Source organism: Christiangramia flava JLT2011, from assembly GCF_001951155.1.
Lineage (GTDB): Bacteria > Bacteroidota > Bacteroidia > Flavobacteriales > Flavobacteriaceae > Christiangramia > Christiangramia flava.
Window position 1 is genome coordinate 536087 of record NZ_CP016359.1, and the last position, 21670, is coordinate 557756.

The 21670-nt window shown below is 43.9% G+C and carries 26 protein-coding genes; 9 read left to right on the plus strand and 17 right to left on the minus strand.

Annotation, left to right across the window (positions count from 1 at the left end; genetic code table 11):
* Window positions 1–11: 11 nt before the first annotated feature.
* The 7 genes from porD to GRFL_RS02045 form a co-directional block, all read right to left on the minus strand.
* On the minus strand, window positions 12–899 hold the full coding sequence (porD, locus tag GRFL_RS02015; protein ID WP_083643012.1) for a type IX secretion system protein PorD: 888 nt from the start codon (window positions 897–899) through the stop codon (window positions 12–14).
* Entirely contained in the window at window positions 892–2100 is a 1209-nt protein-coding gene (gene coaBC / locus GRFL_RS02020) for a bifunctional phosphopantothenoylcysteine decarboxylase/phosphopantothenate--cysteine ligase CoaBC (protein ID WP_083643013.1), read from the minus strand. The genes porD and coaBC overlap by 8 nt, the downstream gene beginning before the upstream one ends.
* Before the next feature lie 12 nt (window positions 2101–2112).
* On the minus strand, window positions 2113–2439 hold the full coding sequence (locus GRFL_RS02025) for a DNA-directed RNA polymerase subunit omega (RefSeq protein ID WP_083643015.1): 327 nt from the start codon (window positions 2437–2439) through the stop codon (window positions 2113–2115).
* A 9-nt stretch (window positions 2440–2448) separates the two neighbouring features.
* Window positions 2449–3261 carry an outer membrane protein assembly factor BamD gene (locus GRFL_RS02030; RefSeq protein WP_236995860.1) on the minus strand — a complete coding sequence of 271 codons (813 nt, stop codon included), beginning with the start codon at window positions 3259–3261 and terminating at the stop codon, window positions 2449–2451.
* A gap of 135 nt (window positions 3262–3396) precedes the next feature.
* The gene (gene dapA, locus GRFL_RS02035) at window positions 3397–4272 is read right to left on the minus strand and encodes a 4-hydroxy-tetrahydrodipicolinate synthase (RefSeq protein WP_083643019.1); all 876 of its coding nucleotides are present in this window, start codon (window positions 4270–4272) and stop codon (window positions 3397–3399) included.
* On the minus strand, window positions 4273–4767 hold the full coding sequence (locus GRFL_RS02040) for a DUF6913 domain-containing protein (RefSeq protein ID WP_083643021.1): 495 nt from the start codon (window positions 4765–4767) through the stop codon (window positions 4273–4275).
* Window positions 4768–4886: 119 nt separating this feature from the next.
* The gene (locus GRFL_RS02045; protein WP_083643023.1) at window positions 4887–5582 is read right to left on the minus strand and encodes a hypothetical protein; all 696 of its coding nucleotides are present in this window, start codon (window positions 5580–5582) and stop codon (window positions 4887–4889) included.
* 188 nt (window positions 5583–5770) lie between these two features.
* Between GRFL_RS02045 and GRFL_RS02050 the strand changes: the two genes are divergently transcribed.
* A complete protein-coding gene (locus GRFL_RS02050; protein WP_083643024.1) occupies window positions 5771–6523 on the plus strand; it encodes a 5'-nucleotidase C-terminal domain-containing protein in 753 nt (250 codons plus the stop codon).
* On the plus strand, window positions 6523–7428 hold the full coding sequence (locus tag GRFL_RS02055; RefSeq protein WP_083643026.1) for a bifunctional metallophosphatase/5'-nucleotidase: 906 nt from the start codon (window positions 6523–6525) through the stop codon (window positions 7426–7428). Before GRFL_RS02050 ends, GRFL_RS02055 begins: the two co-directional genes overlap by 1 nt.
* A 6-nt stretch (window positions 7429–7434) precedes the next feature.
* On the opposite strand, the gene ligA is transcribed toward GRFL_RS02055, so the two are convergent.
* From ligA to GRFL_RS02080, 5 genes are read right to left on the minus strand one after another with little or no spacing between them, the layout of a single operon-like run.
* Window positions 7435–9429, minus strand: coding sequence for an NAD-dependent DNA ligase LigA (gene ligA / locus GRFL_RS02060; RefSeq protein ID WP_083643028.1), 1995 nt, complete (start codon window positions 9427–9429; stop codon window positions 7435–7437).
* 9 nt (window positions 9430–9438) lie between these two features.
* Window positions 9439–10110 (minus strand): VOC family protein, encoded by a 672-nt coding sequence (locus GRFL_RS02065; protein ID WP_083643029.1) that lies wholly within the window; start codon window positions 10108–10110, stop codon window positions 9439–9441.
* A 2-nt stretch (window positions 10111–10112) separates the two neighbouring features.
* Window positions 10113–10706, minus strand: coding sequence for an LOG family protein (locus tag GRFL_RS02070; protein WP_083643031.1), 594 nt, complete (start codon window positions 10704–10706; stop codon window positions 10113–10115).
* Entirely contained in the window at window positions 10703–11545 is an 843-nt protein-coding gene (prmC, locus tag GRFL_RS02075; protein ID WP_083643033.1) for a peptide chain release factor N(5)-glutamine methyltransferase, read from the minus strand. Before prmC ends, GRFL_RS02070 begins: the two co-directional genes overlap by 4 nt.
* Window positions 11542–12030, minus strand: a complete 489-nt coding sequence (locus GRFL_RS02080) for a GNAT family N-acetyltransferase (protein WP_083643035.1) — start codon at window positions 12028–12030, stop codon at window positions 11542–11544. The genes prmC and GRFL_RS02080 overlap by 4 nt, the downstream gene beginning before the upstream one ends.
* A gap of 28 nt (window positions 12031–12058) precedes the next feature.
* Between GRFL_RS02080 and ribD the strand changes: the two genes are divergently transcribed.
* Genes ribD through GRFL_RS02100 form a run of 4 tightly spaced genes read left to right on the plus strand, consistent with a single transcriptional unit; the run spans window position 12059 to window position 15202 of the window.
* Window positions 12059–13114 carry a bifunctional diaminohydroxyphosphoribosylaminopyrimidine deaminase/5-amino-6-(5-phosphoribosylamino)uracil reductase RibD gene (ribD, locus tag GRFL_RS02085; protein ID WP_083643037.1) on the plus strand — a complete coding sequence of 352 codons (1056 nt, stop codon included), beginning with the start codon at window positions 12059–12061 and terminating at the stop codon, window positions 13112–13114.
* Window positions 13114–13722 carry an HAD family hydrolase gene (locus GRFL_RS02090; RefSeq protein WP_083643039.1) on the plus strand — a complete coding sequence of 203 codons (609 nt, stop codon included), beginning with the start codon at window positions 13114–13116 and terminating at the stop codon, window positions 13720–13722. Before ribD ends, GRFL_RS02090 begins: the two co-directional genes overlap by 1 nt.
* Window positions 13719–14591 carry an EamA family transporter gene (locus GRFL_RS02095; protein ID WP_083643040.1) on the plus strand — a complete coding sequence of 291 codons (873 nt, stop codon included), beginning with the start codon at window positions 13719–13721 and terminating at the stop codon, window positions 14589–14591. The genes GRFL_RS02090 and GRFL_RS02095 overlap by 4 nt, the downstream gene beginning before the upstream one ends.
* Window positions 14588–15202: an IMPACT family protein gene (locus tag GRFL_RS02100; RefSeq protein ID WP_083643042.1), complete on the plus strand. Its 615-nt coding sequence runs from the start codon at window positions 14588–14590 to the stop codon at window positions 15200–15202. The genes GRFL_RS02095 and GRFL_RS02100 overlap by 4 nt, the downstream gene beginning before the upstream one ends.
* On the opposite strand, the gene GRFL_RS02105 is transcribed toward GRFL_RS02100, so the two are convergent.
* Window positions 15199–15597: an acyl-CoA thioesterase gene (locus GRFL_RS02105; RefSeq protein WP_083643044.1), complete on the minus strand. Its 399-nt coding sequence runs from the start codon at window positions 15595–15597 to the stop codon at window positions 15199–15201. The two genes, GRFL_RS02100 and GRFL_RS02105, sit on opposite strands and share 4 nt — an antisense overlap.
* A 204-nt stretch (window positions 15598–15801) precedes the next feature.
* On the opposite strand from GRFL_RS02105, the gene dnaA reads away from it, so the two are divergent.
* From dnaA to GRFL_RS02120, 3 genes are read left to right on the plus strand one after another with little or no spacing between them, the layout of a single operon-like run.
* Window positions 15802–17229, plus strand: a complete 1428-nt coding sequence (gene dnaA / locus GRFL_RS02110; RefSeq protein ID WP_083643046.1) for a chromosomal replication initiator protein DnaA — start codon at window positions 15802–15804, stop codon at window positions 17227–17229.
* Window positions 17230–17231: 2 nt separating this feature from the next.
* Window positions 17232–17711, plus strand: a complete 480-nt coding sequence (locus tag GRFL_RS02115) for a low molecular weight protein-tyrosine-phosphatase (RefSeq protein WP_083643048.1) — start codon at window positions 17232–17234, stop codon at window positions 17709–17711.
* The gene (locus GRFL_RS02120; protein WP_083643050.1) at window positions 17695–18420 is read left to right on the plus strand and encodes an SAM-dependent methyltransferase; all 726 of its coding nucleotides are present in this window, start codon (window positions 17695–17697) and stop codon (window positions 18418–18420) included. The genes GRFL_RS02115 and GRFL_RS02120 overlap by 17 nt, the downstream gene beginning before the upstream one ends.
* On the opposite strand, the gene GRFL_RS02125 is transcribed toward GRFL_RS02120, so the two are convergent.
* From GRFL_RS02125 to dapF, 4 genes are all read right to left on the minus strand, one after another.
* Window positions 18417–19085, minus strand: a complete 669-nt coding sequence (locus GRFL_RS02125) for a peptidoglycan-binding protein LysM (protein WP_083643052.1) — start codon at window positions 19083–19085, stop codon at window positions 18417–18419. The two genes, GRFL_RS02120 and GRFL_RS02125, sit on opposite strands and share 4 nt — an antisense overlap.
* A 208-nt stretch (window positions 19086–19293) precedes the next feature.
* Window positions 19294–20337, minus strand: coding sequence for an endolytic transglycosylase MltG (gene mltG / locus GRFL_RS02130; protein WP_083643054.1), 1044 nt, complete (start codon window positions 20335–20337; stop codon window positions 19294–19296).
* Entirely contained in the window at window positions 20327–20857 is a 531-nt protein-coding gene (locus GRFL_RS02135; RefSeq protein ID WP_083643055.1) for a GNAT family N-acetyltransferase, read from the minus strand. The genes mltG and GRFL_RS02135 overlap by 11 nt, the downstream gene beginning before the upstream one ends.
* Entirely contained in the window at window positions 20851–21639 is a 789-nt protein-coding gene (dapF, locus tag GRFL_RS02140; protein WP_083643056.1) for a diaminopimelate epimerase, read from the minus strand. Before dapF ends, GRFL_RS02135 begins: the two co-directional genes overlap by 7 nt.
* Between the last annotated feature and the right edge of the window lie 31 nt (window positions 21640–21670).

A 21670-nucleotide genomic window follows, 5' to 3' on the forward strand; every position in this document is an offset into this window, starting at 1 on the left:
CAACCGAAAATTTATCGGATTGTTCTCCAGTTTTTGGAATATCGTGGTGCGATATTGTTTAGGGTTTCGACCAGGTCTGGCTTCCCGATGCTTGGCCCATCAGAAAATATTTTCGCGATCTCATCAGCCTTAGCGTCAAAAAACACCCGAAGCAGCAAGGAATTATTCCGGCGACCATTCATCACCTTCAATTTGTCCATAGCCTCAGCAATTGCGGTCTTACCTCCAACAAGATCTTCATGCATCACGTCCAGCCCCAGACGGTGATAATCGTATAGTGCCTCGCGGTATTCGCCGTATGTATTCGAAAGAAGATCTGTATTCAAACGATATCTGGAACGCTGCCCGTCACTACCTTTCCAGCCCAGGGAACCTCCCTGCTGGGCAGTGGTCACGATGCGGTTAGCCTCTTCAAAATAAGGAGTTCCGCCATCTGGTGCAAAAGTATCGGCATCCAGACCAATGATCGTATATATGTAATAGGAAATGACCGAAACCAGGTTAGAGGTATAGGTATTCTGGCTATAGTTCAGCGGTTGGTACTCGCGGTAATTGAAACCGAACTGCTCATCACTGAAATTAAAAACCGGCGTGATCAGAGAAGTTCCGTAGACCGGCCTGGAAGATTGCACCTGGATGCTAGCATTAAAATTTTCGCCTTCAAAACTGCTGATGGTGATAAACATACTGCAGTTAATACGCTCCTGCGGCTGGAATTTCTGATCGATCCAGGAAGTGTTGTTCACAAATTCATTTAAAGATCGCTCCAGGGTTTTGAATACGGAAAGGTTCGCCTGCCCGGTTTGTTCAGCGTTGATCGTGATCTCACAATTAAGCTGTTGCGCCATTCCCAGCTGGGCGGCGATAAAAAGCAAAAAAGTAAGGATCAGCTTAGGCATTCAACAATTCTATAATTTCCTGAACAATATCTCTGGCAACTTCTTTTTTTGATTTCAAACCGAAATCAATCTTACGATCGGGATAAATGATACTTACTTTATTAGTGTCCCCTTTAAAGCCTGCACCTTCGTCCCGCAATGAATTTAATACAATAAAATCAAGATTCTTCTTTTCCAGCTTCTTTTTGGCATTTTCCTCTTCATTGTTAGTCTCCAGTGCAAAACCAATAAGCTTCTGATGCTTTTTCTGTGCACCCATACTAGCCAGGATATCTTCGGTCTTGGTCAGCTCAATACTTAAAGAAGCCTCCTTTTTCTTGATCTTTTCGGCAGCAACGCTCTTCGGTTTATAATCGGCAACCGCAGCGGCAGCGATAAAAACATCAGACTCAGTAAAATGCTCCTGGACTGCTTCGTACATTTCCCGGGTACTGGTTACGCGCATCATCCTGATCTTTCCTTTCGGCGCATCGAGATGCGTGGGCCCGGAAACTAAAGTCACCTCCGCGCCATTTTTGGCAGCGACGGCGGCGATCTCGTACCCCATTTTACCGCTGGAATGATTTCCTATAAAACGAACAGGATCAATCGCTTCGTATGTAGGCCCTGCTGTGATCAGCACTTTTTTCCCTTTCAATGGAAGATCTTCAGAAAAAAAGGATTCCAAAAATTGGATAATTTCTTCCGGTTCGGCCATCCTGCCCTCGCCCTTCAAGCCACTAGCCAGTTCACCGGTACCTGCCGGAATCATGATATTTCCGTAAGATTGAAGGGTCTCAAAACTGTTCCTGGTAGAGGTATGCTGATACATATCCAGATCCATCGCGGGGGCGAAGAAAACGGGGCATTTCGCAGAGAGATACGTTGCCAGCAGCAAATTATCGCTATTCCCCGACGCCATCTTGGAAAGCGTACTGGCTGTAGCAGGGGCTATAAGCATGAAATCGGCCCAAAGGCCGAGTTCCACGTGATTGTTCCAGGTGGCATTCTCATCTTCTTCATTCGTAAAGGAAGAATACACCTCGTTCTTAGATAATGTTGAAAGTGTAAGCGGTGTGATAAATTCCTTGGCTGCCGGGGTCATCACCACGCGGACTTCAGCTCCAGATTTGATAAAAAGCCTTACCAGACCGGCTGTTTTGTAAGCAGCGATACCGCCGGTTACACCGAGTAAAACTTTCTTACCGCTTAGTACAGACATAACCGAGACTTCTTAGTCTTCTGTGTCCTTGGTATTTCTCCAGTAAATTTTGTCTTCCAGCCACTCCTCTACGGCAAGAGCCTGAGGTTTTGGCAGTCTTTCGTAGAACTTGGAAACTTCGATCTGCTCCTTATTCTCAAAGATTTCATCAAGAGAATCATTGTAAGTAGCAAATTCATCCAGTTTTTCCAGTAATTCCTTTTTGATTTCAGAATTGATCTGGGTTGCTCTTTTGGCAACAATAGAAATAGCTTCGTAAATGTTCCCGGTTGGGGCATCTACCTTATTCCTGTCGATTGTAGTGGTATTTACCGGTGCGTCAATCTTTTTAAAATCCATAATACCTAATTAAAAATTTTGTAGTCTCGAATTGATGTCTTCCAGAGAAGCGTTCATTTCTTCCATGCGCTCTCCTTCGGGATAATATTTTTTATAAGCCTCGTAATAGGTTTTCGCCTCTTTCAGGCGTTCCTCCATTAAAAAAGCCACACTGTTCGTTGCCAGTTTATATGCTGAATCGAAGCGATAATAGAAAGCTTCTTCCCTAAACGGAGTTCCTGGATAATCTGCAATGAAATTGGTAAAGGAAGCGATGGCCGCTTTATAGAATTCTGTTTTGTGATATTGCCGGGCGATCTCGAAAGCCTTCTTTTCCAGCTTACGCTGCAATTCTGCTGCCATGTCACTGGCCTGATCGGCATATTCTCCCTGCGGATATTTATTCAGGTACTCCTGAAGTTCCTCCATGGCCTTTTTAGTATCGGTTTGATCCAGGTTGTAAGGCGGAGTCCTGTAGTAATAACTTGCCGCTTCCTTAAAGGAAGCCTCCTCGGTCTTTTCGCTATTGGCGTACAATTGCTGAAAACGCTCGAACTCAAACGGAGAGACAAAATAATCTCCCAACTGGTAATGAGCATCTGCCAACATGTATGATAAACGCTGCCCCTGTGGCTTTCCTCTGAACTGAGGCTCTATTTGCTCCAGTATGCGGATGGATTTACGAAGCTTTTTATTGCTCTTTTCCTCTTTTCCCTGTGTATACAGCTCTTCAGCAGTAGCATATTTCTTAGCGGTATCATCGCTTTTTAACAGCTTTTGATATTCACTACAGGAAGTGACGAGCATCAAGAGCCCTAAAGCTAAAATCCCTTTTTTCATCATACGTAAAAACATCTGGCAAAAATACATTTTTTGTGAGTATAAAAAAAACTTTCCTCAGTTAGACAAATAACTGAGGAATAGCTTTATTTATTGCTGTTAGCCGAAATTTTTCCGGTACCGCCCGGGTGGGATTGTTTAAAAACGCTTCAAAAAATCTCCAATTCGATCCTGCAATGCTTCAGAAGCTTCCACTAAAGGCAACCGAAGATGATTCTGGATCATGCCTTTATGGGCCAGCAGGGATTTGATCCCGGAAGGATTTCCTTCCGCGAAAATCAGTTCTATGGAAGGTGCTAGGCGATAATGCAATTTGTAAGCCTCTGAAACTTCAGCCTGAAGCCCTAAACGTACCATTTCGCTGAATTCTTTAGGCAGCCCCTGCCCAATTACTGAAATTACGCCTTTTCCTCCTGCCAGTGTCATAGGCAGCGTGATCATGTCGTCTCCGGAAATTACCATAAAATCTTCTGGCACCACACTGATGAGCTTCATCGCCTGCACCATATCCCCGGCAGCTTCCTTTACCCCAATGATATTATCGAGTTCCCGCGCCATCCGGTTAATGGTTTCCGGAAGGATATTAGAGGCCGTTCTCCCGGGAACATTATAAACAATCACCGGCAGCGGCGAAGCTTCAGCCACCGCTTTAAAATGCCTGAAAATGCCTTCCTGCGTTGGCTTATTGTAGTATGGAGAAACTGAAAGTATGGCATCAAAACCTTCCAACCTGGCACTTTTCAATTCTTCGACCACCGCAGCAGTATTATTTCCGCCGATTCCAAGAACCATAGGCAGCCTGCCGTTATTGGCCTTTTTTACGGTTTCCTTCACCAGCTCTTTTTCCTCTGGATTCAACGAGGCGCTTTCCCCGGTTGTTCCAAGTACCACCAGGTATTCGATACCATTGGTAATCTGGTCGTTCACCAGGTTTGCCAATGCATCCATATCTATCGATAAGTCTTCCTTAAAAGGCGTGATCAAAGCCACACCGGTTCCAACAAAGGCTTCCATTTAATTCGTGTTTTTTAAAATTTTCAAATATTTAAAAGCTTCTTCCCAAAACTCCCGGAAATCATCGGTTTGAATGGAAATATTGAACAGGCTCAAAGCATCCCATCCGCGACCGATCTTTAGCTGAGCCTTTGCACGCGCGGTAAACAGTCCGCCAGCATAACAATTCTCTTCAAAAAAGCAGAGCAGGAAATCGTAAGGTTTTGCCAGGGATTCCAGGATCTGCTCATCTTTAAATCGACCGCGCATGTTTACCTGCGAATCGGAAAGACTGCGATGATCTCCTTGAAATTTGGTAGGATTACACACAAAAATTTCCAAATTCTCCGGGTTAAAACCTGCGTTCTTCAATGCCGACAAAAAGACTGGGATCCGCTCTTCAAATTCTTCTGCAATCAAAAGGGCACTTCTTCCTGTAATCCCGGTTTCTTCAAACCCGGATTGCCGCGCATATTTCCTGATCTTTTTGCGGATCAGTATTTTTTTCAGACTCATTAAGCATGCTTGTTCTAAGCGGCAAAATTAGATATTTAAAAGAAATAGCCACCTATTACTGAAAATAGATTAATGAAAGCTATTGAAATTGCACAACTTTGTGATTCCTGTAAAAAGTTTTACACAAGATTGATGAGTCGCAGCTTCTTTTCGGAGGTCGTGAAGAATTTAAATGCCATGAATAACCCGGCCATACGCAAAATGGCCTGTATGACTTCCACGCTCGCATCGGGAAGATAAAATAATGCCATATCACGAAAGACATCAGCGAAAAGCAGGGCCAGCGTGAGCGAAATAAAATAAACCGATTTCTTTGAGTACGAATTCAGGTAATATACCAGCGCGATCAGGGCCATCACCAGTAGATTCAGATAGTAAAATACGTAAAAGATCATCTCACCCATATCAGATATCTTTCGTTTCAATTCCTCGAGATGCCCCACCAAAAAATACACATTCAGAATGACCAATATGACAAATACGATCTTTATGTATCGGTTTGCCGCACTTCTTTCAGTAAATTTCAGCGCTTCCAGATACAGAAACAGGTAGGAAATTCCGGAAAAAACCATCATTCCGAAATGCCCTATTTTGTGTTGAAAAAAGCCGAAAATCCCTGCCAGGACCGCCGTGATTACAAAAGCCCGAAAATTAAGACGGGACTTTTTCACTTCACAGCAAAAACCATGGAGCAATGGAAAAAACAACAATAATCCGGAAAGACTGCTCAGCCAGGTTTGAGATTCCATAACAGCGTAGATCTGCACCAGCAGAAGTGGCAGCAAGGCCAGCAACGATAATTTACTAGTTTTCATACAGATAGATTGGGTAGTTTAAATATATCAAAGTTTTATTTTATCGTTAAGAAACCGTTAAAAATAAATACCTCAAAAGTGGTATAACACTATTTTACCAGGGACAGAACAACAAAAAATTTATAAACATCCTCCCGGAGCAATCCCTTATAAAGTCTTAACTTTGAAGCCTAATGCCTATTTAGATCATGAAGAGTTTTATTCGCCTGTTGTTGGTAATCAGCTTATTTTCAAGCTGTAAAAATAATCCTACAACAATTTCAAGTTTTGAAGGAAAAAGGATTCCCATTGATTCCCAACTTTCAGAAGATGAGGAAATCAATGACTTTATCGCTCCCTACAAACAGAACCTGGACAAAACCATGGATTCGGTTCTGGCGTACAATCCAAAATTACTTACAAAATCTGATGGGGATCTGAATACCGCTATCGGTAATTTCATGGCAGATGCCGTAATGGAGCAGGCTAATCCTGTTTTTCAGTCTCGCACAGGGAAAGAGATCGATTTCGTCCTGCTGAACAATGGTGGTATCCGGGCGCAACTGCCTTCCGGAGGCCTGACCATGAAAAAGATCTATGAACTGATGCCCTTTGAAAACGAAATTGTGATCGTGGAACTAACCGGAAAAGATGTAAAAGACATGCTGCAATATCTCAGCAAGGCCAAAACCGCTCATCCCGTTAGTGGGATCGAGCTCCGTGCAGACAGAAATTACAAGATCTACAAAGCAAGCATTGATGGCCAACCGATCGATGAAAACAAACATTATTTCGTGGCCACTTCAGATTACCTTCAGCAGGGCGGTGACAACATGAACTTTTTTGCAAATCCCGTGGAAGTATATTCCGTAGATTATAAGATCAGGAATGCGCTGATCGATTACCTGAAGAAAACCGATACACTCCGAGCCAGAATCGATAACCGCTATATCAGAGAATAATGAAAAGAAGAGATTTTATCCAAACGACCTCAGCAGCCGGTTTATTCATAGGACTTGGCGGACTGTCTTCCCTGTCTTTCCAATCACCAGGGAAACATCTTACCATTCTGCACACGAACGATGTGCATAGCCATATTGGACCTTTTGGACCGAACGACGGCCGAAATGCCAATATGGGCGGTGTTGCCAGACGTGCTGCTTTGATCGAAAAAATCAGGCAGGAAAACCCTAATACGCTGTTACTCGATGCGGGTGACATTTTCCAGGGAACGCCTTATTTCAACTTCTACGGAGGTGAACTGGAATTCAAACTGATGAGCAAAATGCGCTACGATGCGGCAACCATTGGCAACCACGATTTCGACAACGGGATCGACGGTTTGTATGCCCAATTACCGCATGCCAGTTTCGACTTCATTTGTTCGAATTATGATTTCAGCAATACTGTCATGGATGGCCACACTAAAGACCATAAGATCTTTAACAAAGACGGAATCAAAATTGGCGTTTTTGGACTGGGTGTAGAGCTACAGGGGCTGGTAAACCAGAAACTCTATAAAGAGACTAAGTATCTTGACCCGATGGAAATCGCGACTGACATGGCTTCCAAACTTAAAAATGAAGAAAAATGCGACCTGGTGATCGCCCTTTCTCATATGGGTTATGATTATAAGAACAGTACGATTTCTGATGTCAAACTCGCTCAGAAAACCAATAATATTGACCTGATCATTGGCGGCCATACGCACACGTTCCTGGACCGGCCAACAGTTCTGAAAAACAAATCTGGCAAAAACGTGATCGTGAACCAGGTTGGCTGTTACGGGCTCTACCTAGGAAGGCTGGATTACTATTTTGATGAGGAACAAAACCTGAAGACCAAAGGATACAGCATCCAGGTGTAACCCCTGCTATTCCAGCATTTTCAGGAAATCATCTTCACTGATGATGTGGGTACCTAAATTTTCAGCTTTGGCAAGCTTGCTTGGCCCCATATTGTCGCCCGCAACCAGGTAATTCGTCTTCGAAGAAATGGAACTGGAAACTTTCCCGCCATTATCCTCGATCATTTTTTTGAGCTCATTTCTGGAAACTTTTTCAAAAACTCCTGAAATCACGAAAGTATTCCCGCTCAGCTTATCGGTTTGATTAGCCAGTTTTTCTGCGGAAATTTCCATTTGCACCCCGTAACTTTTGAGTCGGTCCACGATATGCCTGTTGCTTTCCACATCAAAAAATTCCCGAACACTCCAGGCAATTCGTTCCCCGATTTCATCAAGATTAGTGAGCTCTTCTTCCGAAGCAGCCATGAGCGCATCAATACTTTTGAAGTGTTTTGCCAGTTTCTTGGCAACAGTTTCCCCAACATACCTGATACCCAGCGCAAACAATACCCGCTCAAACGGAATCTCTTTGGATTTCTGAATTCCGGAGATCAGATTCTCAGCCGATTTTTCTGCCATTCGCTCCAACGGAAGTACTTCTTCTTTTTTCAGTTCATAGAGATCAGCGTAATTATCGATTAATCCCGCATTGACCAGCAACACGACCGTTTCACCACCTAGTCCTTCAATATCCATGGCCTTCCGCGAAATAAAATGCTGGATTCTACCGGTGATCTGAGGCGGGCAGGACGTGGCATTGGGGCAGTAATGCTGGGCTTCCCCATCATTTCTTACCAGCTCGGTCCCGCACTCCGGGCAATGAGTAGCATATTTGGTAGGTTCTGAGTGTTGAGCGCGCTTCTGAAAATCTACCCCTACGATCTTTGGAATGATCTCCCCTCCTTTTTCCACAAAAACGGTATCGCCCTCCCGCACATCCAGCTTCTCGATCTGGTCAGCATTATGCAACGAGGCTCGTTTTACTGTCGTTCCTGCCAAGAGGACCGGTTGCAGGTTGGCTACCGGAGTAATAGCCCCCGTTCTGCCTACCTGATAGGTTATTTTTTCCAGAATGGTGCTTTCCTGTTCTGCCTTGAATTTATAGGCCATTGCCCATCTTGGTGATTTTGCGGTGTGGCCCAGTTCTTCCTGCTGCGCCAGATCGTTCACTTTGATCACCACCCCATCAGTTTCATAAGGTAAATCATGGCGATGCTGGTCCCAGTAATTGATGTAGTGCAACACTTCTTCTATGGAAGCCTTCAGTTCAGACTCGCCGGGTACTTTAAAACCCCATTTTCGAGCTTTCTCAAGGCCTTCAAACTGGGTCTTAATGCCCAGGTTTTCTCCAGCAAGGCTATATAACAAGCATTCCAGCGGTCGCCTGGCCACTTCAGCGCTATCCTGCAATTTTAAACTTCCGGAAGCGGTATTTCTTGGGTTCGCATATGGTTCTTCACCGGCTTCCACCCGGTCTGCATTCATTTTCGCAAAACCTTCATAAGGCAGGACAATCTCTCCTCGAATATGGAACTTTTCAGGAAAATCGCCCTTTAGCTTTAGTGGCACTGAGCGTATAGTCCTGATATTATTGGTCACATCGTCCCCCTGGAAACCATCCCCGCGGGTTACTGCTTTCTGCAGAATGCCGTTTTCATAGGTCAGGCTTATCGAAGCCCCGTCATATTTCAGTTCGCAAACATACTCCACTTTCCCTTCCACAACCTTCTGAATACGCTTTTCCCAATCTTCCAGCTCCTCCTTGGAGTAGCTGTTGGAAAGCGAATACATTCGATATTCATGAGTGACCGTCTCGAAGTTTTTGGTCACCGCACCACCTACACGAACTGTCGGGGAATTCTCATCCTGAAATTCAGGATTTTGCTCCTCGAGTTCCTGCAATTCTTTCAGCTTCATATCGAAATCATAATCGCTGATTTCAGGCTTATCCAACACGTAGTAATTATAATTATGCCGCTGCAGTTCCTCCCGAAGGCTTTGGATCTTTTCTTCAATACTCATTGGTGTTTGCTATTTTTCTGAAAGTTGAATGCTTGTTTTATCGTAAATTAAATTGAAGTGTTCCCCGCGATGCTGAAAATCCAGGTTTATGGAAGCCGGCTTGGCTTTATCTGAGGTCGGGAACCACTTTTTATGATGCTGGTTCACGCAGATCAGCAATCCTTCCTCATCGCCGATCGCACAAAAATTTTCCAGATCTCCATCGTACTGACGCAGCAGGCAATCTGACCGTAATTTGCGGAAAACCGGTTCCACTTCTGTTACCGAAAGCCCAATTTCTGCTATCCCAATAATCGAATCAGCACTGAAAAGAGCCGACTTACTTTTTTGAAAATCGCGACGCGAGATGAGCTCCACAATATTATGATCTTCATCATAAAAATAAACCGATTTTGCCTTCCAGTTACTGAAATCAATAATCTTTTCTCCATTGTCTTTCAGCACTGGACGCTCGTTTTCGATCCATTTCACGGCTTCTTCTTCGGTTTCATCGGGAATATGGAAGGCAAGATGATAAGGCGTAAAATGTTCATCGTATTCCAGGCACAATTCGGAATAACCGGCTTTCAGCAAGAAACTTTTTTCGTGGTAGCTAATCAGCTCAAATCCCAACCGGTCTTTATAAAATCGCAGTTGTTCCTTCAGCTTTTTCGTCTTTATGGTTAATCGTTCAATTTTCACGCTCAGGTCTGATTCTTATTCATCCACTTCGGAACCGGCTTTGGCTCATAGGCCTGCATTTTCTCATACAACTCGTCAAAGGTATCTGCCACAAGAAGGATTTCCAGATTTTCCTGCCGAAGCAACCCCTTTTCAGTCATTTTTCGCAACATCGCCACCAGTTCATCGTAAAAGCCACCGATATTCAGCAATCCAACCGGTTTTTGATGCAATCCCAATTGCGCCCAGGTTACAATCTCGAAAAGTTCTTCAAAAGTCCCGAAACCGCCCGGCAACGTGATAAACCCATCACTCAACTCGTTCATGGTCAGTTTACGCTCATGCATGTCTTCAGTAGTGATCAACTGGTGAAGACCGGTGTGCACGACCTCCTTTGTTTTTAAAAAATCTGGAATAACGCCAATGGTTTTCCCACCATTCTCGAGAACACCTTTTGCCACCTGCCCCATCAGGCCCAGTTTGCTTCCGCCGTAAACCAGTTCCAGTTTCTTGCTGGCCAGTGATCTTCCCAGTTCATAGGCCTGTTTGTAAATGTGCTCGTCATTTCCATCACTGGAAGCACAGAAAACGGCGATCTTCCTAAGTTGTTTTGTCATTTGAATGTGGCTTTGATCATGCGGTCGTTTCCAAAAATATCCTTTTTCAGCTCGGTCTCAAAACCAATTTCCTGAATTAAGTTGGAAGTTTCCGGGCCCAGGTATTGATTGATCTCAAAATATAAGGCACCGTTCTTCTTCAGGTGTTTCCTGGCCAGGATCGCGATCTTATGATAGAAAATGAGCGCGTTCGAGTCTTCCACATAGAGAGCCATTTTTGGTTCGTGTTCCAGCACATTGGGCCGCATGCTCGCTTTCTCGAGTTCGCGCACGTAAGGAGGATTGGAGACGATCACGTCAAATTCCTGTCCCAAGTCCTCAATCTCCAAAATATTGTCTTTTCTGAATTGGACGGAAACCTGGTTGTTTTCCACGTTTTTGCTTGCGACTTCCAAGGCTGCTTCAGAAAGATCGATGGCTTGGACACTCATTTTCGGAAGGTTTTTTGCCAACGCGATCGCTATACAGCCACTTCCGGTGCCAACATCCAGGATATCTCCATGAGCATCTGCCTGGTCATCGATGATCCACTGCACGAGCTCTTCTGTTTCAGGACGCGGAATGAGCACCGCATGACTGACTTCGAAATCCATTCCGAAGAATTCAGATTTTCCGGTTAAATATTGTACCGGTTCCGCATTTCGCAGTCGCTCTAGAGCTGTTTCCAATTGTTTTTCCTGATTTTCATCTAATTCCGCAGAAGGATCCAGAGCCAGGTCCAGCCTTTTGATTCCGAAGTAATTTTCCGTCAGAAGATAAAAAATAGAGTCGATCTCCTGTACCGCGTACTGCGATTGCAATTGCTCCCGGAAACGGTCTCTGAAACTGCTTATTTTCACATCAGGTCTTTTACGAGAAATACAGTGCAATTATAATGGCCGGTGTTTCCGAGCGGCTTTTCAACCGACTCAAACCCGGTCTTCCTGTAGAGCTTACGAGCATTCTCCATGTAAGGAAGTGTTTCGATATAGCATTTCTGAAAGCCCTGCTCCCGGGCAAAATCCAGGCAGTGCTGCATCATCGCCATCCCGATACCACGACCTCGGGCTTCGGGCAAAAAATACATTTTCTGCAATTCACAATATTCCTCTTCCAGCCCGGTGAGTGGCGCAATTCCTGCACTACCGATCACTTTTCCGTTTTCCTCTACAATAAAATAGGCCATTTTCGGCGCGTTGTAGGTCTTGGTCATGTCATCCAGTGACCGGTCTTCATAGGCCGTTCCCACTTTCGGGACACCCATTTCCACCAAAACTTCCCGGATCAGGCTTCTAACCTGCTGATTGTCTTCCGCCTGAATTTCGCGGATTTTCCATGTGCTCATTCTAGCTAATTAATTCTATTTTTGCGAGGTGAAGATACACGAAAAATACATAAAACGCTGTATTGAACTGGCCCGAAACGGCCTTGGAATCACCTACCCGAATCCTATGGTTGGTAGTGTGATTGTTCATGAGGAACAGATCATTGGGGAAGGCTGGCATCACAGGGCCGGCGAAGCTCATGCCGAGGTGAATGCCATCAATTCCGTAAGTAATGAAAAGCTGTTGAAAGATGCTACTATTTATGTAAGCCTAGAACCTTGCAGCCACTACGGCAAAACTCCTCCCTGCAGCGATCTCATCATCGCCAAAGGCATTAAAAGGGTGGTGATTGGCACAATGGATCCTTTTGCAGAAGTTGCAGGACGCGGTATTAAGAAACTGATGGAAGCCGGCTGTGAAGTGAATGTTGGCATCCTGGAAACCGAGTGCCAGGACCTGAACAAGCGTTTCTTTACCTATCACAATCAAAAACGCCCGTATATTATCCTCAAATGGGCACAATCTCTTGATGGATATATCGCACCAGAAACAAAAATTGAGAAAAGACCTGTTTGGATCACTAACAAATATTCCGGGCAACTGGTGCATAAGTGGCGCACCGAAGAAGCAGCCATTCTGGTTGGAACTTCCACTGCCCTGGCAGACAATCCCAGGTTGAATGTTCGAAACTGGACGGGGAATAACCCTGTTCGGATTTTGATCGACAAAGACCTGAAAGTACCTGTCGATTCAGCCATATTTTCAGGAAATCAGCGAACGATCGTACTGACGGCAACTACCGCTGAAAAAGATTATCCCGAAAATGTGGTGCTGGAGCAACTTTCTTTTTCAGAGAATATTGCCGCCGCGATCTGCGAGGTGCTTTATAAACACGAGATCCAGTCGGTCATCATCGAAGGCGGCAGCAGAACGCTTCAGCAGTTTATCGATTCCGGTTTATGGGACGAAGCGACCGTTTTCACGGGAAATCTTAGAATGCATTCAGGAATTGCAGCACCGCGTTTTTCAGGAGAGCGAATTTGCAAGACCGCCATTCAAGAGGATATTCTTGAAATATTTACGAACCAGCAAACAAAATTATAATGATCAAAGCCCTAATATTCGATTTCGGAGATGTTTTTATCAATCTCGATAAAGATGCGATGAATAGCCGACTGAAAGATTTCGATATCCACGAACTTCCGGAGGCGCTGCACGCTAAAAACCGGGAATACGAACAGGGTTTTGTCACTTCCGATGAAATTTCAGAAAATTACCGAACAGAATTCCCTAATATGGCCAGCGAAGATTTTGTGGATTCGTGGAATTCGATCTTGTTAGATTTCCCGGAATATCGCCTGAAATTCCTTCAGAAACTTGCGGAAGAAAAAGATTATTTGCTGATCCTGTTGAGCAATACCAACGAAAACCACATCAATTATATCCAGGAAAATGTGAGTTTTTATGAGGATTTTAAAAATTGCTTCGATGCGTTTTATCTTTCACACGAGTTAGGAATGCGCAAGCCCAATCCCGAAATTTTCGAACATATCCTGGACACCCATGAGCTGGAACCCTCAGAATGCCTTTTTATAGACGATACCCGTGAAAATACGGAAGTTGCCGAAAGACTGGGTTTTCATACCTGGAACCTCGAACCAACCCGCGAAGATGTGATCGACCTGTTTACCACTAAAAAAGAACTATTTTGATCTACCTGCTTTTAAGCATTCTTTCATCCACGGTCATTTTCGTGATCTTCAGACTGTTTAAAAAATTTGAAATCAACACGCTGCAGGCGATCATTTTCAACTATTTCGTTGCCTGTGCGGTGGGCCTCACCTGGTTTATCCCAAATCCAGACATTCGCGTTATTCCTCAAAAAGACTGGTTTTTAGGTGTCATCATTCTGGGTTTTTTATTCATCGCCGTTTTCAATCTCGCGGCCATCACCACGCAAAGAAGCGGACTTTCGGTTGTGGCGGTCGCCAGCAAAATGTCGGTAGCCATCCCGGTGCTTTTCGGTATTTTCCTGTACCAGGAGAGTACGGGTTTAGGGAAAATCTTCGGAATAATCCTGGCGCTGTTTGCGGTGTACCTAAGTTCGATAAAAACCAATAAAAGCCTCAATATTCAGCCAAAAAACCTGATTTTTCCGCTGCTGGTCTTCTTCGGAAGCGGAATCATCGATACGAGCATCAAATACCTGGAAGCTAATTATGTAGCTAATGAAGATGTGGGACTTTTCTCTTCAGCTATTTTCGCATTTGCCGGAATCACGGGAATAAGCATTCTAACCATACAGGCATTCAGCAACAAACTGAAATTTCAGTGGAAAAATGTAATGGGCGGGATCGTTCTGGGCATTCCGAATTATTTTTCGATCTACTTCCTGGTGATGGCTCTTCGGAATCCCGATTTTGAAAGTTCCACGCTCTTTACCCTGAATAATGTAGCGATCGTTACCCTTTCAACGTTACTGGGAATCGCTCTTTTCCGGGAAAGACTGATCAAACACAACTGGATTGGTTTGGCCCTGGCAGTAATAAGTATCATCTTAGTGGCAAGAAGTGCGGTATGAAAGACACCTATAAAAGCATCACAAAAGCCTCTCCTGAAGTTTTATTCAAAGATCGAAATTCGAAGTTTTTTGGTTACGCCTACCCGGTAAAGACAGAAGATGAAGTAAACGAGATCCTGGAAGACCTCAAAAAGCAACATCACAAAGCCCGACACTGGTGCTACGCCTGGCAATTTGGAAAGGAAGAAGAACAGCAGCGCTATCGTGCCAATGATGATGGCGAGCCATCCAATTCAGCAGGAATGCCTATTTACGGCCAGATCCAGTCTTTTGAAGTGACCAATATTCTAATCGTGGTAGTGAGGTATTTTGGCGGGGTCAAACTGGGAGTTGGCGGACTCATCAATGCCTATAAAACAGCGGCACAAATGGCTTTGGAATCTTCAGAAATCATCACGCGAACGATAGATGAAATTTTCGTCATTCAATTCGATTATCCAGAAATGAACAAGGTCATGCAGGTGATCAAGCAACAAAACCTGAATGTTATTGACCAGAAACTGGAACTGGATTGTAGGATTTTTATTTCAGTTCGAAAGAACGAAGCCGAAGAAATTTTCACCAAATTCGACAATACCTATAAAGTAAAAATTTCCCGACTGGAGAATTAATTTTTTAGTTTCTCCAAAATATATTCGGGACAACGAATCGGTTTTCGGGTTTTGGCGTCCATAAAAACCAAAACGGTACTTCCCGAAGTCACTTTTTCACCTTGTTCATTCCAGATAAAATAGTCAAATATTATTTTAACATTTGGCAGTTCCCGAAGGCGCGTTTCAATGCGCAGATTTTCATCGAAGTACACCGGTTTATGGTACTTAAGATTTAACTCGAAGACCGGCAACATTACCCCTTCCCGCTCCATGCTCGCATAAGAAATCCCCAGCTCGCTCAACCACTCAATTCTCGCAATTTCAAGGTATTGCGGATAATTCCCATGATGCACCACTCCCATCTGGTCGGTCTCGGCATAACGAACTTTAACATTTGAAACGTATGATTTCATAGTATTTTGACTGGCTGTTTGAAGAGGTTTTTCTATCTTGAATGTCGGAAGGAAGTATGCATAAAATTTTCTTAAAATTCAACCCAAAATTCGTTTTTTTTTTACAATTTTTGTTCACATATTTGTTCCGCTCAAGTCGGGGATCGTAATCCCTTCGGCTACCATTTTGAACTTGCTACTAACCTTAATAACGTTTAATCAATAATGTCGAAAACTGCGCAATCGGTTTGGAATAACTGTCTGTCTTTTATTCAGGATAACATTACACCCCAAGCATATAAAACATGGTTTGAACCTATCCAGGCAGTTAAACTTACAGATTGTGCACTTAGCATCCAGGTACCTTCAAAATTTTTCTATGAGTGGCTGGAAGAACATTATGTGAAATTATTGAAAGTAGCACTCACTCGCGAGCTTGGTGAAAAAGCCAAACTGGTGTATGTGATCAAGATGGAAAACACCTACGGCAACAAACTTCCTTTTACCGAGAAGATCCCAAGTACCCAAAGATCGAATATGCAGTCACAGGAAGTTGATGTCCCGATAAAGAATAAAAGTCCGGAACTTAAAAATCCGTTCATCATACCGGGAATTCGAAATGTAAAGATCGAGTCCCAACTGAATCCCAATTACAATTTCGAGAATTTCCTGGAGGGAGAATCCAATCGCCTTGCCCGCTCTGCCGGTCTTGCGGTAGCCAACAAACCTGGAGGAACCTCTTTCAATCCTCTGTTGATTTTTGGCGGGGTTGGTCTCGGAAAAACCCACCTGGCACATGCCATTGGGGTGGAAATCAAGGATAAGTACCCGGAAAAGACTGTTTTATATATTTCTGCTGAAAAATTCACGCAGCAGTATATTGAATCTGTCAAAAAGAACAACCGAAACGACTTTATCCATTTTTACCAGATCATCGATGTGCTGATCGTGGATGATATCCAGTTACTTTCCGGAAAAGCAGGAACACAGGACGTATTTTTCCATATTTTCAACCATCTGCACCAGAATGGTAAACAGGTGATCCTTACCAGCGACAAAGCTCCGGTTGATATGCAGGATATTGAACAGCGATTGCTTTCCCGTTTTAAATGGGGACTTTCCGCAGAGCTTCAGCATCCAGATTTTGAAACGCGCGTATCGATCATCAAGAACAAGTTGTATCGTGACGGGGTGGAAATGCCTGAAGATATCGTGGAATTCCTGGCTAACAACATTAAAACTAATATCCGCGAGCTGGAAGGCGCCATCATTTCGCTGATCGCCCACTCTTCTTTTAACAGAAAAGACATTACACTGGAACTGGCGAAAAAGATCGTAGACAACTACGTGAAAAATACCAAACGCGAGGTTTCCATTGATTATATCCAGAAAGTAGTGAGCGATTATTTCCAGATGGACGTGGACACTTTGCAGTCTAAAACACGGAAACGACATATCGTTCAGGCCAGACAACTGGCCATGTTCTTTGCGAAAAAATTCACCAAGGCATCTCTTGCCAGTATTGGTTCGCAAATTGGAAGCCGCGACCACGCTACCGTTCTGCATGCCTGCAAAACTGTTGACAATCTCGCTTCTACTGATAAACAATTCAAGAAATTTGTTGAAGACCTCAACAAAAAACTGACGCTGTAAATATGAAATTTCGGGTTTTGATGGTGTGTCTTGGAAATATTTGCCGGTCACCCCTTGCCGAAGGTTTGCTGAAATCTAAAGTTGCGGCTTCGGAAATTTTTGTTGATTCAGCCGGAACCGGGAACTATCATGTTGGAGATTCGCCAGACAGGCGCTCGATTGCTATTGCCCGCCGTTACGACCTTGACATTACCGACCAGCGAGGCAGGCAGTTTTCCGTAGAAGATTTTGACAATTTCGACCTCATTTTCGCGATGGATAATTTCAACTACCGCGATATCTTGGAACTCGCCAGAAATGAAGCCGACCGAAAAAAGGTTCATCTCATTCTCAACGAGATTTTCCCGGGTGAAAATGTAGATGTGCCTGATCCATACCACGGCGGCGAGCAGGGATTTGAAAATGTTTACCAGATGCTGAATGAAGCCTGCGATAATATTGCCAAAAAACTGACAGAAGGAGCCTATGACCTCTCACGGTAACAAAGGTAATTTATACCTCATCCCTGTAAGTCTTGGTGATGCCGACCCAAAACGTTCATTTCCTGAATGGAATACCCACATCATTGATTCGCTCGAACACTTTATCGTGGAAAACGAGAAATCTGCAAGGCGCTTCATTAAGCAGTTACTTCCCGAAAAATCACAGCAGACACTCCGGTTAAAAGGCTTGAATAAGTTTACGGAACCTTCTGAAATTCCCAATTTCCTGGACGCAGCAAGAGAAGGCCACAATATGGGATTATTGAGCGAAGCCGGTTGTCCCGGCGTGGCTGATCCCGGGGCCGAAATCGTCAAACTCGCGCACCAATCCGGAATTCAGGTGATTCCATTGGTAGGCCCCTCCTCTATCCTGCTCGCCATGATGGCCAGCGGAATGAACGGGCAAAGTTTCACTTTTCATGGATATTTACCTATCGATAAAAAAGACCGGAAACAGGAACTGCGCAATCTGGAAAAAATTTCTCTGGAAAAGAATCAGGCGCAGATTTTCATTGAAACGCCATATCGAAACATGAAAATGCTGGAAGACCTGGTGAACTGCCTGCATCCGGCAACTCGAATTTGCGTAGCCTGCGACCTAACGCTTCCTTCAGAATATATCAAAACCGCAACTGCTTCAGAATGGAAAAAAAATACGGAAGACCTTCATAAAAGGCCTGCCATTTTCATCCTTCAGAAAGAAATTTAGGCTTTCAGGTTTTCTTTATCAACGCGGGCATTTTTTACGGCTTCCACGAAAGAAACATCGTAACCGCCAAAACGCTTCATGTAATTCCTGATGGTTGTTCCAAAGGCATCGCTAAAAGCCTGCGCGCCCCAGCTGCGAAGGTATTTCTTCACACTCCCGGGACCGGCAAGATGCGCAGCAGCAAGGATTCCAGATTCGGTTACCTGCACCCCGTTAATGGTCTTTCCTACGAACCGCTTAATATCTCGCTGTAAAATCCACTTATTACGGGAAGCATTGGCATAAAATGCTGCCTCCTGCAAAGCCGGTGAATCGAGAAACGCATCCAGGTCATAAATCCCCAAAAGCTTTAAAGTACCGGCACCAAACTGGTATTTACCCAAATAACCAAATTCATTGATAGTGCGGTAATCGCTTCTGGATTCTTTAAACCCGATCGCCTCCTTGAACCCTACGTAGGTTTCACCAATGAACGGCGCCGTACGGTTCAGTTCATAGACAGGCTGCATCTCTTCCTTGAAATCCTGGACCGTGTAATCCAGGTCGAGGTGGGTGGTAGAATAATCATCTACATTGATTTTAGCAGCGTCTTTAGTAGAAAAACTAAAAAAGATAGAGCCCGCTGCAAGAGGCAAGATTGAAAATTTTGCAATTTTCTTTCTCATTGCTTTTGTTTTCGAAAGGTTAACAGGGAAAGAAAATTTTATCTTAAATTTTCACACACCCCCCTTTCATATTCGCGGCGCAAATATATAACAATTTTTAAAAATCTGAACTACAGCCTGTTAAACGTTTTTTAAAATTATTATAGTCTTAACTGAAAAATAACTTATTGGCGCAGAAGTGTTTAGAAAATCCTAATAAAAAAACCGATTAACGGCGTATGCCGTTCTTGTTTACCCAATTCACATATTGCTGCTTATTCCGGATATGTTGCGCGTGGGTTTTGGCAAATTTATGATAACCGAAATTTTCCACGTCGGCCACGAAATAGATAAAATCATGCTTTTCATAATTTAAAACTGCGTCGATCGAAGATATATCTGGCATAAAAATGGGCCCCGGGGGCACACCTGCATATTTATAGGTATTGTAAGGTGAATCGATTTCCAGGTCTTTATACAGCACTCTTTTGATCACGGTGTCAAAATCCTGCTGCTGCCTTTTGATAGAATAGATCACCGTAGGATCGGCATCTAATTTCATTCCGCGATTAATCCTGTTCATATACACTCCAGCCACACGTGGGCGCTCCTCCACCTTTGCCGTTTCCTTCTGAACGATGGAAGCCAGAGCAATTACTTCGGAAGGCTTTAACCCTATTTTTTCTGCTTTCTGAAGGCGTTCCTGGTTCCAGAAACGATTGTATTCTTTCTGCATACGATCCCGAAATTCTTCCGCAGATGTATTCCAGTATAGTTCATATTTATTGGGCACGTACATTCCCAAGGCCGATTCCCTATCAAACGAAGCATTCTTAAGGAATTCCTCATCCTGAAAGGCTTTCAGCAGGGAAAGACTGTCGGCTTCTATCTGTTCCGCAATTCTTCCTGCAAGATTTTCCAGGCGTTCCTGATTGTTAAAAACAACTGAAACTGGCTGGTTTCCACTTCTAAGTGCATTTACCAACTCATTGTTGTTCATTCCTTTCCTGATGAGGTAGCGACCAGGACGAACATTCGTGGCATAGCCTTTCTTCTGGGCAACAATCTGGAAACTTTCCAGATCTTTCAGATAAGGTTTAAGCGAATCTGAAACGGTTGAAAAACCGGCGCCCGTTGGAATATAAACTGCATGAGTGCTTTCCTTAAAATCAGTGTTCGCAGAAAAAATGCTGTTATAAATATAGTAGCTGAAGATCGCAAGACCTATCGCGATCAGGATGGAAACGACAAATAATATTTTTTTAATGTACATCGTTGATTAATTGATACAGAAATTCATCTTTAAACTCCCCGTTAAAAAGTGACCAGTCCTTCTTCAGTCCTACTTTACGGAAACCATTATTTTCAAAAACCCTACGGCTATCTTTGTTTTCGGCGGCAACATTCGCGTAGACCTGGTGCACGCCCAAGTGCTTGAAACAGTAATCACAGAGCAATTTCAGACTTTCAGAGCCATAACCTTTATTCCGGTCTTTCTTTTTCGCCACCAGGATCCCAATGGCTGCCCGCCGGTCTCTAGGCTCCAGGTCAAACACATCGATGAGCCCCACGGCTCGGTGTCTTTTGGTACAGATTACCAGGCGCAGTTGTTTGATGTCATAAATATCCCGATGAGCATTTTCAAGATACTGCCGAATTAAAAACTTAGAATAAGGCGTTTGCGTGGCACTGATCTCCCAAAAATCCTCATTATTCTCAATTTCATGAACAAAATCGAGATCTTCGGGTTCCAGCGCACGTAAATAAACCTTTTTTCCGGTAAGTGTTAGCATACAATCTCCCCTTTAAAAACCTGTTCTGCAGGGCCAATGAGCCAAACATCCTCGTAAGATCCATCCTCATTTCTTCGGAATTTAACTTCCAGTTCGCCTCCCTCTACCTTCAGCTGAATATGATCTGACGTGGTAAGTCCCTTTTTCGAAGCGGCGATCGCCACGGCAGTAACGCCGGTTCCGCAGGAAAGCGTTTCATCTTCCACCCCGCGCTCGTAGGTGCGAACGGCAAAACGATTTTCACCCAAAGCTTCGACAAAATTGACATTGGTACCTGCCTGGCCATATCTTTCAGAATAACGAATTTCGGAACCCTCCTTTTTCACGTCCATGCCTCCGATATTTTCTGCGAATAATATATGATGAGGGGAACCGGTATCCAGAAAAACGAATTCATCGTTCGCGGTAATTCCAGCCACATTTTGCATTTTCAAGCTAACGATACCATCCTGTATATGCGCCTCGTGGTGACCGTCTATAGCTGAAAAACTGGCAGAATTTTGAATGACACCCAGGAATTTGGCAAATGCCACGAGACATCTTCCGCCATTCCCGCACATACTGCTTTCATTTCCGTCGGAATTAAAATAGACCATTTTAAAGTCTTCCCCGGCATTTTCCGGATGCTCCAGGCAAATAAGTCCGTCTGCTCCGATACCAAACCTACGATCACATAGTTTTTCGATCAATTTGGTATTGTTTTTGGATAATTTGAGGTCGCGGTTATCGATCATGACAAAATCGTTTCCCGTGCCCTGATATTTGTAAAAAGTCAGTTTCATATTCTGCTGAAAAAGTGGCACAAATATACAA